The following is a 14357-nucleotide window of genomic DNA, read 5'->3' as shown; positions in this document are numbered from 1 at the left end:
GAAAGATGGCTCCGGTTAATCGGTATGGAAAACGCTGTTCCCCACGTGCGGAGAAGTCGCGCCGAAGGCATGAAAAGTCAAGAGGCGGACACGCCTAAATGCTCGATCCTGCGATAAAAATTTGTTTAGGCGGCTGCAAATTTTTGCGATGCAACAAAACCTGATGCAAATGCGTTAAAACAAAGCGGCCGGACGACATTCGCCCGGCCTGATCTGTCGCGGATATTGGCTGCTCAGAAGCCCGCCAGAACGACCTTGCCCTTCATCTTGCCGGTCTCGACGAGGGCATGCGCCTTCTTGAGATTGGCGGCGTTGATCGCGCCTGCGGTCTCCGTCAGGGTCGAGCGAATCTTGCCGGAATCCACCAGTTCGGCGATCTTCGTCAGCAGCTTGTGCTGCTCGATCATGTCGGCGGTGTTGAAGAGCGGACGAGTGAACATCAGCTCCCAATGGGTTGATACCGCCTTGCGCTTGAAGGGCACGACATCAAGGGTTTTCGGGTCATCGATCAGGGCGAAGCGGCCTTGCGGCGCAATGGCTTCGACGATCGAGTCGACATGATCAGACGTGTTGGTCGTAGAGAAGACGAAGGCCGGAGCACCGATGCCGAGCGCTTCGATCTGCGGCGCAAGTGGTTTCGAGTGGTCGATGACATGGTGCGCGCCCAATTCCTTCACCCAAGCCTGTGTTTCCGGCCGGGATGCCGTAGCGATGATGGTGAGATCGGTCAGCGCGCGTGCAATCTGGATGGCGATCGATCCAACCCCGCCGGCTCCGCCGATGATAAGGATGGCATTGGCGGCGCCGGGAACCGGATCCTGCACCTTCAGCCGATCGAAGAGTGTCTCGTAGGCCGTGATCGAGGTCAGCGGCAGCGCGGCGGCCGCCGGAAAATCGAGACTCTTTGGCTTGGCGCCGACGATGCGCTCGTCGACCAGATGGAATTCGGCATTGGAGCCGCCGCGATTGATGGCGCCCGCATAGAAGACTTCGTCTCCCGGCTTGAACATGGTGACATCGGGGCCAACCGCCTTGACGATGCCGGCAGCATCCCAGCCGACGACCTTGTATTCACCCTCGGGCGGGGCGACGCTGGCGCGGACCTTGACATCGACCGGATTGACGGAAACGGCCTTCACTTCGACGAGCAGATCATGACCCTCTGCCTCGGGCATCGGCAGTTCGATGTCGATCAGAGATGTTTCTGCGGAGATGGGTTGTGGCTGCTTGTAGGCGACTGCGCGCATGGGAGAAGCTCCTGGGTTGGTTGCACAGAGGCTAGATGCGCATTATCTTCAAAAGGCGCAAGAATGCACATTTTCTGTACGTAGATACAAAAAGGATACTGTCAAATGTCGGTTCCCCGCTCCAAGCTTGTCGGCAATTTCCCCGGATGCCCGGTCGAGGCGACGCTGAGCGTGCTCGACGGCAAATGGAAGGGCGTGATCCTGTTTCACCTGATGGATGGAACGCTGCGCTTCAACGAAATCCGCCGCAAGCTGCCGTCGGTAACGCAGCGCATGTTGACCAAGCAATTACGGGAATTGGAAGAATCCGGTCTGCTATCACGCACTGTCTTTCCGGTCGTGCCGCCGCGCGTCGATTATGCGCTGACGCCGCTTGGCGCCAGCCTGGGGCCGATCATCAAGGCGATGGCCGTTTGGGGCGAGGAGAATGTATTTTGCCGCGATGGGCGCCAGCAGCTGGGCGCCCCTGGCATGTCATGCACGCCCGGTGCGGCGCTCCAGGCCAACTGAAACGGCGAAGACGGCGAGGCCTGCAACGGAAAGCACCGCGCCGACATAGCCAGTTGCAGCCGCCGTAAAGCCCCAGGAGATCACCAGCCCGCCAAGCCAGGCGCCGAGCGCATTCGCGATATTGAAGGCGGAATGATTGGAGGCGGCGGCCAGCGTCTGTGCGTCGGCAGCTACATCCATCAGGCGGGTCTGTACGGCGGGGCAGGCGGCAAAGCCGCAGCCGATCAGGAAGACGCAGACGCAGAGCATGATCGGGTTAGCTGCCGTCAGCGAAAAGAGCGTCATGATGACGATGTTGAAGATCATCATGCCGCCGATCGTTCCTTTGATCGATATATCGCCAAGGCGCGAGCCGACGATGTTGCCGACATTCATGCCGATGCCGAAGAGAGCCAGCACGACCGGCACCATGGCGGAGCCGAGGCCGGCGACATCGGTCGTGGTCGTCGCGACGTAGCTGAAGATCGAAAACATGCCGCCGAAGCCGACGGCGGCGACTCCAAGCGAAAGCCAGACCTGGATGCGCTTCAGTGCGCCGAGCTCGCGCGTAATGCTCGCGCCTTCCTCAACCTTGTCCTTGGGGAGGAAGAGGGCGATCAGCAGCATGGTGGCTAGGCCGATAGCGCCAACCATCATGAAGGCTGCGCGCCAATTCAGAAGCTGTCCGAGGAAAGTCGCGATCGGCGTGCCGATCAGTGTCGCGATCGTGAGGCCGAGCATCACCTGGCCGACGGCGCGCACGCGGCGATGGACCGGCACCATCGAGGCAGCTACGAGCGCGGCAACGCCGAAATAGGCGCCATGCGGCAGGCCGGTGATGAAGCGCAGTACCGTGAAGCTTTCGAAAGTGGGTGCGAAGGCGCTGGAAATATTGCCGGCGGCAAAGATCGCCATCATCAGGAGGAGCAGCGTGCGGCGCGCCATCTTTGCGGCGAGCACGGCGATGATTGGTGCACCGACGACGACGCCGAGCGCATAGGCGCTGATCACATGACCTGCTTCCGGAGTGGTAACGCCGAAGGTGTCGGCTACATTCGGTAAGAGTCCCATGATGACGAATTCGCCCGTGCCGATACCGAAGCTGCCGACGGCCAGCGCCAAAGTCACCAGCGCGATCGCGGTGCGCGACGGTGCTTCGAGGGTGGTTTGGGTATCGAGGACCTCGGCGGTAATATCGCTCACGAAAACTCCTTGGGCGGCACACGAAGGTCAAGCGCCGCGAATCAGGCGGCAAATCCCGGCATTCGGCGCTCAGTGCATCAAAATGGAATAAGGGACAGGCGGGTATAGACACACCCTCGTTGATACTATCAATGAGAGCAATGTTCCTGTCGCGTGCATTTTTCGCAGTGCAGCATGTCCGATCATGCATAAGTGCGCTGCGGCGACCGAGCGAAACCGCCGCAATGCTTGAAATCATTCCATCCAAAACCATCTGAGAAGAAGCGCAGGGGGCCTTAGCCCCTCAGAAATATAGTTTGCGGGAAGACCGAGAGCCCCCGATGAAGTTGATCGGCTTTTTCAATCGCGATGGCGGAACGTTCCGCACGACCGACATGGCTGTCTATGAAAGGAAAGCGGAACAGGTCTTCCGCGACGCCGGTCATGCTTTCGAAGCCGTGGTCGTGGAGGGACGCAACATCGTGGCGGCGATGGAACGCGCGGCGCGCCGTGATGATATTGACGGCATTGTCGCCGGCGGCGGCGATGGCACGATTTCGGCGGCCGCGGCCATCGCCTGGAAAAACGGCGTCGCCCTCGGTGTCATTCCGGCGGGCACCATGAACCTCTTTGCCCGCTCATTGCGTCTGCCGCTCGACATCTGGCAGACGTTGAACGTTCTTGCGACAGGCGAGGTCGACAATGTCGATATCGGCAGCGCCAACGGCCGCGCTTTCATTCATCAGTTTTCAGCGGGCCTGCATGCGCGCATGGTGCGCTATCGCAATGGCTACACCTATCGCTCGCGCATCGGAAAGATGTCGGCCAGCACGCGCGCCGCCTTCGGCGTCATTGCCAATCCCCCGGAATTCGACGTCGACTTCGAGGCCGGCGGCATTCGTGAGCGCCGGCATGTCTCGGCGATCTCGGTTTCGAACAATCCCTTTGGCGCCAATGCACTGCTTTACGCCGACAGCCTGCGCAGCGGCGAACTGGGCTTTTACACGGCAAAGCCCCTGCGGCCGCTCGGTGTCGCCCGTCTTGCCATCGACATGCTGCGCGGCCGGGTTCGCGAGAACGCCGATGTCATGGTCATGCATGCGCCGGAAGTGCATCTGCACTTTCCGAAGCTGCGCCAGCTTGCCAACTGCGTCATGGATGGCGAGTTGCTGCCCCTCGAGCGTGATGTGACGCTCAAGGTGCATCCGGGCGAGCTCAAGGTGATGGTCCGTGAAGGGACCGCCGCGCGTGTCCAGAGCGAGGGTGCCGTCGATAGCCTCGCCGTCTGACGTCGTCAGAGACGCGGCAGATAGGTGCGATAATCGAAATCGGAAACGGTGCGCAGATAGCGGATCGCCTCCTTCTGCTTGGTATCGCCATAGAGCCTTTGATATTGCTCGCCGAACACATCGGCAATGAAGGTTGACGTTCGGAAGCGCTCCACCGCAGTCAGAAAATCATGCGTCAGCTTGGGCGCGCCGGCCGGCACATAAGCTGGCGTCGTCTCCTCACCGGGATCGAGGTCGTTCTGTACGCCGAGCAGCATGCCGCCTAGGATTGCCGCCAGCATGAGATAGGGATTGGCATCCGCACCGGCGACACGGTGCTCGATGCGTGCACCCGGCCCGTCCTTTTCGGGAATGCGCACGGCCGTACCGCGATGGCCGAAGCCCCAGGTCAGATCGACGGGGGCAAAGGAGCCTGGTTGGAAGCGGCGGTAGGAATTGGCATAGGGCGCAAAGACCAGCTGCGCGTCCTGCAGCGTCTGCAGCAGCCCTGCGCAGATCGACTTCAGTCTCTTCGGCTCGCCGCCAGCTGTATCGAGGACATTGCGTCCTTGAGCGTCGATTATACTCGCATGTACGTGCAGTCCCGAGCCGGCATGGTCTGTATAGGGCTTGGCCATGCAGGTCGATTTCAGGCCGTGCTTGCGCGCCGCCTGCTCGGCCACGCGCTTCAGCATGACGCAATCATCTGCAGCGGCCAGCGCATCCGGGCGATGCAGAAGGTTCACTTCGAACTGGCCGGGGCCGAATTCCGCCGTCGTTGCGTCCGCCGGCAACTCTTGAGCCCGCGCATAGGCACGCAAGGTTTCAAGATAGCCATCAAGGAGATCGACGGCATCCATGTCGTAAAGCTGAAAGCCGTTCGGTTCGCCGCGGTAGATCAGGGCCGGCGGCGGCGATGGGATGCCTTTGTCGCGCCAGTCTCCGGCGAGCAGATAGAATTCCAGTTCGGTCGCGATGACGGGCGTCAGGCCGAGCGCCTTATAGCGATCAACGACGGCGGCAAGAATAGCGCGTGGATCCTGAAAGCTCGGGCGGCCGTCGAGTTCATGCATGGTGGCGAGCACCTGCTTCGATCCCGCTGGCGCCCAAGGCATGTCGGCGAGCGTACGCTGGTCGGCAACGCAGGTCCCGTCGGGATCTCCGATTGTCAGCGACAGACCGGTAATATCGTCATTGTCGTCGCCCCAGATATCGAGCGATTGCGTCGAGGTCGGCAGGCGTACGGCACCGGACCAGACCTTCTTTTCGGCTGAAATCGGGATCTGCTTGCCGCGCAGCCGGCCGTTCATGTCCGAAATCAGCACTTCGATGCGCGCGTTACCTTCGGTTGCGTTGTCGGCCGCCATGCTCTTGTAAATCCCCCATGCTCACGGCATGGTCGTAAACCAAGATAGCTTTCAGTCAAGTCCGGCTGCGTTGCCGCTTTGTGCCCGGCCCCTCACCCTAGCCCTCTCCCCGCATGTGCGGGGAGAGGGGACTCTCTGATGCTCAGCCTCGCACGTAGCGGCATGGGCGGATAACCCCCTCTCCCCGTTTGACGGGGAGAGGGTTGGGTGAGGGGCCATGCACATAATCTCAGCGTCCGTAGATTTGCCTGACCAGCCGAAATTAGAACGGGGTTCCATTCAACCATGTCCGACACGCCAAGCCGCTCCAATCTCGCCGCCCTCGATGCCGCCCATCACCTCCATCCCTTCGCGGATATGCGCAAGCTCAATGCCGAAGGTGCGCGCGTCATCCAGCGCGGTGATGGCGTCTATATTTTCGATGCGGAAGGACGGAAGTACCTGGATGGCTTTGCCGGTCTCTGGTGCGTGAACATCGGCTACGGCCGCACCGAAATCGCCGATGCCGTCGCCAGGCAGATGAACGAGCTGCCCTATTACAATACCTTCTTCGGCACCACCACGACACCCGCGACGCTGCTTGCCGAAAAGGTCTGCGCCCATGCCGGGCCGCAGTTCAACCATGTCTTCTTCACCAATTCCGGCTCCGAGGCTAACGATACCTGGTTCCGCATGGCGAGGGTCTATTGGGGGGCTGTAGGCAAGCCGACGAAGAAGACCATCATTGCCCGTAAGAACGGCTATCACGGCTCCACGGTCGCCGGCGCCAGCATGGGCGGCATGAAATACATGCACGAGCAGGGCGATTTGCCGATCCCAGGCGTCGTTCATATCGGCCAGCCCTATTGGTATGCCGAGGGCGGCGATCTCTCGCCGGAGGAATTCGGCCTGAAGATGGCTCGCGAGCTTGAAGCCAAGATCGATGAGTTGGGTGAGGATAATGTCGCGGCTTTCGTCGCCGAGCCGGTTCAGGGTGCCGGCGGCGTTATCATTCCGCCTTTGACCTATTGGCCCGAGATTGCCCGCATCTGCAAGGTAAGGAACATCCTGCTCGTCTGCGATGAAGTGATCTGCGGCTTCGGTCGTCTCGGCGCATGGTTCGGCCATCAGCATTTCGGCGTCGAGCCGGATCTCGTGCCCATCGCCAAGGGGCTGTCGTCAGGCTACCTGCCGATCGGCGGTGTGCTGGTCAGCGACCGTATCGCCGATGTGCTGATCAACGAAGTCGGCGAATTCAATCATGGCTTCACCTATTCCGGCCACCCGGTTTGCGCGGCCGCCGCCCTCGAAAATCTGCGGATCATCGAAGAAGAAAAGCTGATCGAGCGTGTGCGCGACGATATCGGCCCTTACTTCGCCAAGGCTTGGGGCAGCCTCGCCGATCACGACATGGTGGGCGAAGCCGTCAGCATTGGCCTCATGGGCGGCCTGCAGCTTGCGGCGGAGAAATCGACACGCCGCCGCTTTGAAAAGCCGGATGCAATCGGCTCCGCTGTTCGCAACCATGCTTTGGCGAACGGCCTGGTGCTGCGCGCCACGGGCGACCGCATGCTGGCCTCGCCGCCGCTCGTCATCAGCCACGAGGAAGTGGATGCCATGGTGCGCATCACGCGCGGCGCGCTCGATGCCGTCTGGGCAGAAGTGAAGTCGTAACTAGAGCTTGCTTGATGGCGCAGGCACGTCCCATTTGCCTGCCTTGTGAAGGGCAAGGGTCAGTGCCGCAACATGGATGACTTGGATCATCTTGCCGTCCAGTGCCAGTTCGATCGCCTGCCGGATCGGCATGCGGATCAGGCGAATGCGCTCGGTCGGGTCGTCCGCCGGCCTGGTGGTAAGCTCGACATTGCGGGCGATGACGATATGCGCGAGGTTGGTATGCGTCGCCGGATTGGGCGCGAGCTTGCCGACATAATCCCAGTCAGTCGACGAGAGTCCTGTTTCCTCCCGCAATTCGCGCGCGGCCGCCTCTACCGGGCCTGCATCGGTCGCATCCACCGCTCCGCCGGGGAGCTCGAGCGCCGCGACGCCGAGCCCGTGACGATACTGCTGGACGAGGTAGATGTGATCCTCGGCATCGAGCGCGATGATCTCGACCCAATCGGGATATTCCAATACGTAGTAGGGCGCAATTTCCACGCCCTCCGCCGTCACGCAGTTGTCGGCGCGAACCTTCAGCCAGCGATCATGAAACAGATGCGTCGAGCTCGTCGTCTGCCAGGGCGGAAGATCCACCGTGTCCGACACCAAGCTTACGATATCGTCTTTCTGGCTCACGCGTGGTTCAGTCCCTGTTTCAGATAGGCCCATACTCAGGCAAAGGATGCCTAGGCATCTTGATGATCTCGATCGAAGATCTTGCGCACGATATAGTTCGGCGAGAGATCGTCGCGATAATAGATGCGGGCGATCATTTCGGCGAGGATGCCTGTCGTGATCATCTGCACCGACGACAGGAGCAGCACGACACCGACCATCAGCAGCGGGCGGCTGCCGATATCATCGCCGAAGATGAACTTGTCGATGAAGAGCCAGAGCAGGATCAAGCCGGCAAGCGCACCGAGGCCGAGGCCGAGCGAGCCGAAGAAATGCCCTGGCCGCGCCTTGTAGCGCATGAAAAACATTACGGACAGCAGATCGAGGATGACGCGGAAGGTGCGGGAGATCCCGTATTTCGACGTGCCGTGCTGGCGGGCATGGTGAGTGACCGGGACTTCGCCGATCCGTGAGCTCGGCACGACGCCGGCGACCCAGGCGGGGATGAAGCGATGCATTTCGCCCATCAGCTTCACCTGCTTGATGATGGAGGAGCGATAGATCTTCAGGCTGCAGCCATAATCGTGCAGCTTGACGCCGGTGATGCGGCCGATCAGGTAGTTGGCGCACCAGGAGGGGATCTTGCGCAGCAGCAGGCCGTCCTGACGATTCTTGCGCCAGCCGACGAGCAGGTCGAGTTGCCGCCGCTCCAGTTCCTCGACCATCGAAGGAATGTCCTTCGGATCGTTCTGCAGGTCGCCGTCCATGGTGGCGATCAGGCGGCCGTTCGCTGCATCGATGCCGGCCTGCATGGCGGCCGTCTGGCCGAAATTGCGCTGAAGCTCGACAATGCGCAGCGTCAAGCCTTCCTGCGAAAGCGATCGGCGGGCATTGACGAGCGTCGCGTCCGTGCTGCCGTCATCGACCAGGATCAGTTCCCAGGATTTGGCAAAGCCCGCCATGGCGGAACAGATGCGCTCGATCAGCGGTCCGACGCTTTCTTCCTCGTTGAAGACGGGCACGACCAGCGAAAGCTCGAGAGGGCTTGCCGGATCGGCCTGGGGGAGGGTCGACTCTGCCGTTGTCTGCAACACTTCTTTCTCCTAAAAGACCGGCAGTACCTGCCGGACGGAACGAGCGAAAAGTCCGGTTCAGCCTTCCGCTCGCATTTGGGTGCCCTAACTACATGAAGACTCCGACGGTTGCCAGCCGACAGAATTGGTTTATTCGCAACCGAATGACGCTCTTGACGCTCGCGGTCGTCCTTGCCTACGCCGCCTTCATCGAATGGTTTTGGGGCTGGAGCTCGATCCTTGCGCAATGGAGCAAGGTCGGCGCGCTGCCGATCCTTCTGGCGCTAGCACTTCTGACAAGCACCTATTTCCTGCGCACATGGCGCATCTACGATTATTTCCCGAAGGAAACCTCGGGCCATTTTGCGGCGCTGTTTCGCGTGACGCAGGTTCATAATCTGCTGAATATCATGATGCCGTTCCGAACGGGGGAAACCAGCTTCCCGGTGCTGATGCGCTCCGAATTCGGCATTCCGCTGGCCCGCGGCACCTCGGCGCTGTTCGTCATGCGGCTGCTCGACCTGCATGCGCTGCTGGCCGCAGCCGGCGTCGGCCTTGCACTTGCTTCGCCCTATCATGTCCTGGCCTGGATCGTATGGGCGGCTTTCCTGCTGCTGCCGGTCGCGGGTTTCGCTTCCCGGCGACCGCTAATCCGCCTTGCCGCCCGCATCCTGCCGAAGAAGGCGCAAGGGCTTGTGCATGAGCTGGAACGCGGTCTGCCGGTTGATGCCAGCGCCTTTGCGCGCGCCTGGCTGACGACCATCGTCAACTGGCTCGTCAAGGTCGTGGTGCTCGCTTGGGCGCTCGGCCTCATGAACGTCACGCCACTTTCGGCAAGCTTCGGTGGCGCACTCGGCGGCGAACTATCCTCAGTCCTGCCCGTGCATGCACCCGGAGGCGTGGGCACCTATCCGGCCGGCATTACCGCCGGTGCCATGGCCTTTGGTGCTTCGAGTGCAAAAGAGGCAATCGAAAATCTCGCGCAGGCCAGCATCAATGCTCACCTTCTGATCGTGGTATCGGCGCTAACAGGAACCGCGATCGGATTGCTGGTCTCACGCAAGCGCGCAACTGCGCCCTGAAAGATCGCGACGCGCCTTAATGCCGGGTCGTCTTATCGTCAAGCTCGGCCAATCGCCTGCGCAGGAAGGCCTGCTCCGGCGCCTGCTGACAGAGCGATAGCGCCGTTTGGTAGGATTGCCGCGCCTCGTCCGTCCGGCCAAGCTGGCGCAGGAAATCCGCCTTCGCCGCATGGGTGAGATGATACCGTGCCATACGCTCCTCCCGCAACAGCCCGTCGACGATGGACAATGCCGTCGCAGGCCCGTCGCGCATGGAGATGGCCACCGCCCGATTGAGCTCGATCACAGGGGATGGGCTTGCGATCAGCAGCAGGTCGTAAAGCGTCACCAACTGCCGCCAGTCGGTGTCGTCGGCGGTTACGGCGCGTGCATGTTCCGCCGCGATCGCGGCCTGCAGGGCATAGCTGCCGACGCTCTCCGCTGACATGGCCCGCGCCGACAGCTGCAGGCCCTCGCGTATCTGGCCATGATCCCACAGCGCACGATCCTGATCGACGAGCAGAACGAGATCGCCGGAGGTATCGGTACGCGCATGCCGCCGCGAATCCTGCAGCAGCATGATTGCCAGTAGCCCCTCGACTTCCGAATCCGGCAATAGCTGCAGCAAAAGCCTGCCGAGCCGTATGGCCTCCGCGGCCAGATCGGCGCGCACGATCGCAGAGCCGGAGGAGGCCGAGTAGCCCTCGTTGAAAACGAGGTAGATGACATGCAGCACCTGCGCCAGCCGCTCCGGCAGTTCGGTCTTATCAGGCACCTCGTAGGGAATGTTGGCGGTGCGTATGCGGTTCTTGGCGCGGACGATGCGCTGGGCGACTGTCGGGGCCGGAATCAGAAAGGCATGGGCGATCTCTTCCGTGGTCAGCCCGCATACCTCCCGCAACGCCATCGCCATCCGCGCCTCGGCAGGAATAAGCGGGTGGCAGCAGGTGAAGATCAGCCGCAGCATGTCGTCCTCGATCTCTTCATGTTCGGCGATCTCCATCGCCTCTCCCTCCGGATAAAGGCTCTCGGCAATATCGGAGCGGGCGGTGTCAAAACGCGCCCGCCGCCTGATATGGTCGATGGCGCGAAAGCGTCCGGCGGAAACGAGCCAAGCATAGGGATTGGCCGGGATCGTCTCGTCAGTCCACTGCTGCGCCGCCGCCGCGAAAGCATCGTGGAGCGCTTCCTCGGCGCGGTCGAAATCACCGAGCAGACGGATCAGCGTTGCCAGCACGCGGCGCGAGTGGCTGCGGTAGATGCTTTCGATGGTTCGGTTCAGCGACATGGATGTCAGGATGTCTCCGCCAAGTCCCCCCGCAGGGTCAAGATGCGCACAGGGCGGATTTCGACGGCGCCGTAACGCGCCGAGGGAATGCGCTTGGCGATCCCGACTGCTTCCTCAAGATCGGGAGCTTCGATGAGGTAGAAGCCGGCCAGATGCTCCTTCGTCTCCGCGAACGGCCCGTCCGTTACCGAAAATGTGTCACCGTCCGGACGGATGACGATCGATTTGTCTCGAAGCGCCAGCGCATCGGAAACGATCATGGTGCCGTCCCGCCGCAAGCCCTCATCAAAGATGAAGTGCTCGGCGATCAGATGGTTCATCTCGTTTGGCGTCAATCGTCCGTCGACATCGACCGTCGTGTAGATCAGGCATAGAAACCGCATGTCTTCTCCTCTCGCTGCTATTCGTTCGGAAAGCGGATGTCGAAGGCGGCGCGAACCTCGATCATGCCGTAGCGCGCAACCGGGAAGGTGGCGGCGATCGCCGTCGCTTCCTCCATGTCCCGGGCCTCGATCAGAACGAAGCCGCCGAGATGTTCTTTCATTTCAGTGAAAGGGCCGTCCGTCACGGCGGTTTCGCCCCTGCGCACGCGAACGGTTTTCGCAGTTTCCGGTTCGCGCAGTGCATTTGCGACGATGAGGTGCCCGCTCTCGCGCAGCCGGTTGTCGCTATCGACCGAATCCTGGGTCAGCTTGCGCCCTTCCTCCTCGGAAAGCTTGGCGATTTCCGCGCTCTCGAACCATACCTGGCAAAGAAATTTCATCTGAACCTCCTCAAGCATCCGGGCCGAAGTTATGGATCGGCCGCACCTCGATCGCGCCCAGCTTGGCGAGCGGAATGCCCGCCGCAATCCGGATCGCATCGTTCAGATCCTTCGCCTCAATCAGGATGAAGCCGCCAAGATGCTCCTTGGTTTCGATGAAAGGGCCGTCCGTCACCGCCGTCTCCCCATTGCGGACCCGCACCGTTACCGCAGACTTTGGCGACTGTAGCGCTTCAGCCTGGATCATATTGCCGCTCGCCATCAGATCGCGATCATAGCCGAGCGAATCGGCATCGAGCTTTTGCTTTTCCTCCTTGGTCATGAGGTCGAGCCTCGTGCCATCGAACCAGACCTGGCAGAGATATTTCATCGCAGCGTCTCCTCTCTCAATTTGCTGACAGCCATAGACGAGCGGCTGCCAAGCAAATCGACATCCTCTTCCACAGCATGACAAAATTTTTTGAGGTTGTCGAAAAAGCCCGAACCCGGTCGACCAGTTCCGTCAACACCATAAGGAGAGACGGAAATGTACAGTCTGGAAGCCGCAATCGTGCATTACTGGCAGAAGAAGACGCTGTCGGAAGAGGAGCTGCTCGACGCAGCCGATGTCGGCAGGGTCGTGTTCCGCACCTGGATCGGCTTAGCGGGCTTTGCCCTGGTGATCCTGTGCCTGAGCTGGGGTGCACACCCGAACGACGAACGGCCGCAAGTCGCGGCCGCTGCCAATGTATATTCGTTGCCCGCGGATGGGCGATAGGAGGGAAACCCTATTGCTTATTGGAACGCCGTTTCGAAGAAGCTGCGCAGCTTGCGTGAATGCAGCGCCTCCGGCGGCATGGCGGCCAGCTTCTGGATGGCGCGGATGCCGATCTGCAAATGCTGATTGACCTGCGTGCGGTAGAAGGCGGTTGCCATGCCCGGCAGCTTCAATTCGCCATGCAACGGCTTGTCGGAAACGCAGAGCAGCGTGCCGTAGGGAACGCGGAAGCGGAAACCGTTGGCGGCGATCGTCGCCGATTCCATATCGAGCGCGACTGCGCGGGCCTGCGACAGCCGCTTCACCGGGCCTGCCTGATCGCGCAGCTCCCAGTTGCGGTTGTCGATGGTGCCGACCGTGCCCGTGCGCATGATCCGCTTCAGCTCGAAGCCTTCATAGCCGGTGATTTCGGCAACGGCTGCTTCCAGCGCCACCTGCACTTCGGCGAGAGCCGGGATCGGCACCCAGACCGGCAGGTCGTCATCGAGAACGTGGTCCTCGCGCATATAGGCATGGGCGAGCACGTAGTCGCCGAGCCGCTGGCTGTTGCGCAGGCCGGCGCAATGGCCGAGCATCAGCCAGGCATGCGGGCGCAGGACGGCCACGTGGTCGGTGATCGTCTTGGCGTTGGAAGGACCGACGCCGATATTGATCATGGTGATCCCGGCATGGCCCTTCTTCTTCAGATGGTAGGCCGGCATCTGCGGCAGCCGCGGCGCGGTCACATCGCCTTCCGGCTGGCTGGAGCCAGCCTTGGTGATGATGTTGCCCGGTTCGACGAACTCGGTATAGCCGTCGCCGCCGCTTGCCATAAGCTCCCGCGCCCATTTGCAGAATTCGTCGATATAGAACTGGTAGTTCGTGAACAGCACGAAATTCTGGAAATGCGCCGCACTCGTCGCAGTGTAGTGAACGAGGCGAGCCAGCGAATAGTCGATGCGCTGCGCGGTAAATGGCGCAAGCGGCGAGGGCTCTCCCGGCGGCGGGATATATTCGCCGTTGGCGATTTCATCGTCCGTGGTGCTCAGGTCCGGCGTATCGAAGAGATCGCGTAGCGGAATGTCTTCGAAAATGCTCGCGGTTGCTTCCACATGAGCGCCTTCACCGAAGGCGAAATGAATCGGGATGGGCGTCGTCGATTCCGATACAACGACCGGAACATTGTGGCTGCGCATCAGCAGCGTCAGCTGTTCCTTGAGATAATGCTTGAAGAGCTGCGGGCGGGTGATCGTCGTCGTATAGACGCCGGGCGCCGTCACGTGGCCGTAGGAGAGACGCGAGTCGACATGGCCGAAGCTCGTCGTTTCGATGCTGACCTGCGGATAGAAAGCGCGATAGCGCGCGGTGATCGGCGCGCCCTTGGCAAGCTTGGTGAAATTGTGGATCAGGAACGCGGTGTTGCGATCGTAAAGCTCCGTCAGCGCTTCCACGGCCTTGCCCGGATCATCGAAGGTCCGCGGCTGGAACGGGCTGGGAGAGGAGATGTCGAGGGGTGAAAAGGGAGAGATTCTGTTGCTCATGCGCCATTATAGAGTGTCGTTGGTTACAAGCAAACGACCTTGCAACAGGCGGCTCGGATTCTCGCAGCTATTTTTAGAGCCGGCCAAGG

At 61.2% G+C, this 14357-nt stretch carries 15 protein-coding genes; 5 read left to right on the top strand and 10 right to left on the bottom strand.

The window, feature by feature from the left end:
• Positions 1-233: 233 nt before the first annotated feature.
• Positions 234-1247, bottom strand: a complete 1014-nt coding sequence (locus GDN47_RS13020; protein WP_113330824.1) for a zinc-binding alcohol dehydrogenase family protein — start codon at positions 1245-1247, stop codon at positions 234-236.
• A gap of 105 nt (positions 1248-1352) precedes the next feature.
• Between GDN47_RS13020 and GDN47_RS13015 the strand changes: the two genes are divergently transcribed.
• On the top strand, positions 1353-1757 hold the full coding sequence (locus GDN47_RS13015) for a winged helix-turn-helix transcriptional regulator (RefSeq protein WP_069616108.1): 405 nt from the start codon (positions 1353-1355) through the stop codon (positions 1755-1757).
• On the opposite strand, the gene GDN47_RS13010 is transcribed toward GDN47_RS13015, so the two are convergent.
• Positions 1722-2939 carry an MFS transporter gene (locus GDN47_RS13010; protein ID WP_152093522.1) on the bottom strand — a complete coding sequence of 406 codons (1218 nt, stop codon included), beginning with the start codon at positions 2937-2939 and terminating at the stop codon, positions 1722-1724. The genes GDN47_RS13015 and GDN47_RS13010 overlap by 36 nt on opposite strands.
• Positions 2940-3259: 320 nt before the next feature.
• Here GDN47_RS13010 and GDN47_RS13005 point away from each other — a divergent pair, with 320 nt between their 5' ends.
• A complete protein-coding gene (locus GDN47_RS13005; RefSeq protein WP_152093521.1) occupies positions 3260-4207 on the top strand; it encodes a diacylglycerol/lipid kinase family protein in 948 nt (315 codons plus the stop codon).
• A gap of 5 nt (positions 4208-4212) precedes the next feature.
• Here the strand turns inward: GDN47_RS13005 and GDN47_RS13000 are convergent, their stop codons facing one another.
• On the bottom strand, positions 4213-5553 hold the full coding sequence (locus GDN47_RS13000) for a glutamine synthetase family protein (RefSeq protein WP_113330827.1): 1341 nt from the start codon (positions 5551-5553) through the stop codon (positions 4213-4215).
• A 285-nt stretch (positions 5554-5838) separates the two neighbouring features.
• Between GDN47_RS13000 and GDN47_RS12995 the strand changes: the two genes are divergently transcribed.
• Complete coding sequence (locus GDN47_RS12995) at positions 5839-7206, top strand: aspartate aminotransferase family protein (protein WP_152093520.1); 1368 nt, start codon at positions 5839-5841, stop codon at positions 7204-7206.
• Here the strand turns inward: GDN47_RS12995 and GDN47_RS12990 are convergent, their stop codons facing one another.
• Together GDN47_RS12990 and GDN47_RS12985 are read right to left on the bottom strand one after the other, a co-directional pair.
• A complete protein-coding gene (locus GDN47_RS12990) occupies positions 7207-7827 on the bottom strand; it encodes an NUDIX hydrolase (RefSeq protein WP_233789912.1) in 621 nt (206 codons plus the stop codon).
• Positions 7828-7877: 50 nt separating this feature from the next.
• On the bottom strand, positions 7878-8897 hold the full coding sequence (locus GDN47_RS12985) for a glycosyltransferase family 2 protein (RefSeq protein ID WP_173002505.1): 1020 nt from the start codon (positions 8895-8897) through the stop codon (positions 7878-7880).
• A gap of 95 nt (positions 8898-8992) precedes the next feature.
• Here GDN47_RS12985 and GDN47_RS12980 point away from each other — a divergent pair, with 95 nt between their 5' ends.
• Entirely contained in the window at positions 8993-9961 is a 969-nt protein-coding gene (locus tag GDN47_RS12980; RefSeq protein WP_113330831.1) for a lysylphosphatidylglycerol synthase domain-containing protein, read from the top strand.
• A gap of 16 nt (positions 9962-9977) precedes the next feature.
• On the opposite strand, the gene GDN47_RS12975 is transcribed toward GDN47_RS12980, so the two are convergent.
• From GDN47_RS12975 to GDN47_RS12960, 4 genes are read right to left on the bottom strand one after another with little or no spacing between them, the layout of a single operon-like run.
• Positions 9978-11222, bottom strand: a complete 1245-nt coding sequence (locus tag GDN47_RS12975; RefSeq protein ID WP_173002504.1) for an RNA polymerase sigma factor — start codon at positions 11220-11222, stop codon at positions 9978-9980.
• An 11-nt stretch (positions 11223-11233) separates the two neighbouring features.
• The gene (locus GDN47_RS12970; protein ID WP_113330833.1) at positions 11234-11611 is read right to left on the bottom strand and encodes a YciI family protein; all 378 of its coding nucleotides are present in this window, start codon (positions 11609-11611) and stop codon (positions 11234-11236) included.
• A gap of 17 nt (positions 11612-11628) precedes the next feature.
• Positions 11629-11991: a YciI family protein gene (locus tag GDN47_RS12965; protein ID WP_113330852.1), complete on the bottom strand. Its 363-nt coding sequence runs from the start codon at positions 11989-11991 to the stop codon at positions 11629-11631.
• Between the two features lie 10 nt (positions 11992-12001).
• Positions 12002-12361, bottom strand: a complete 360-nt coding sequence (locus tag GDN47_RS12960) for a YciI family protein (RefSeq protein ID WP_113354050.1) — start codon at positions 12359-12361, stop codon at positions 12002-12004.
• Between the two features lie 156 nt (positions 12362-12517).
• On the opposite strand from GDN47_RS12960, the gene GDN47_RS12955 reads away from it, so the two are divergent.
• Positions 12518-12748, top strand: coding sequence for a hypothetical protein (locus GDN47_RS12955; RefSeq protein WP_152093518.1), 231 nt, complete (start codon positions 12518-12520; stop codon positions 12746-12748).
• A gap of 17 nt (positions 12749-12765) precedes the next feature.
• Here the strand turns inward: GDN47_RS12955 and GDN47_RS12950 are convergent, their stop codons facing one another.
• On the bottom strand, positions 12766-14268 hold the full coding sequence (locus tag GDN47_RS12950; protein ID WP_152093517.1) for an AMP nucleosidase: 1503 nt from the start codon (positions 14266-14268) through the stop codon (positions 12766-12768).
• Between the last annotated feature and the right edge of the window lie 89 nt (positions 14269-14357).

The organism is Martinezella dioscoreae (assembly GCF_009176305.1).
Lineage (GTDB): Bacteria > Pseudomonadota > Alphaproteobacteria > Rhizobiales > Rhizobiaceae > Rhizobium > Rhizobium dioscoreae.
The sequence above is the reverse complement of the archived record's forward strand: the minus strand, read 5'-3'. Positions and strand labels throughout refer to the sequence as shown.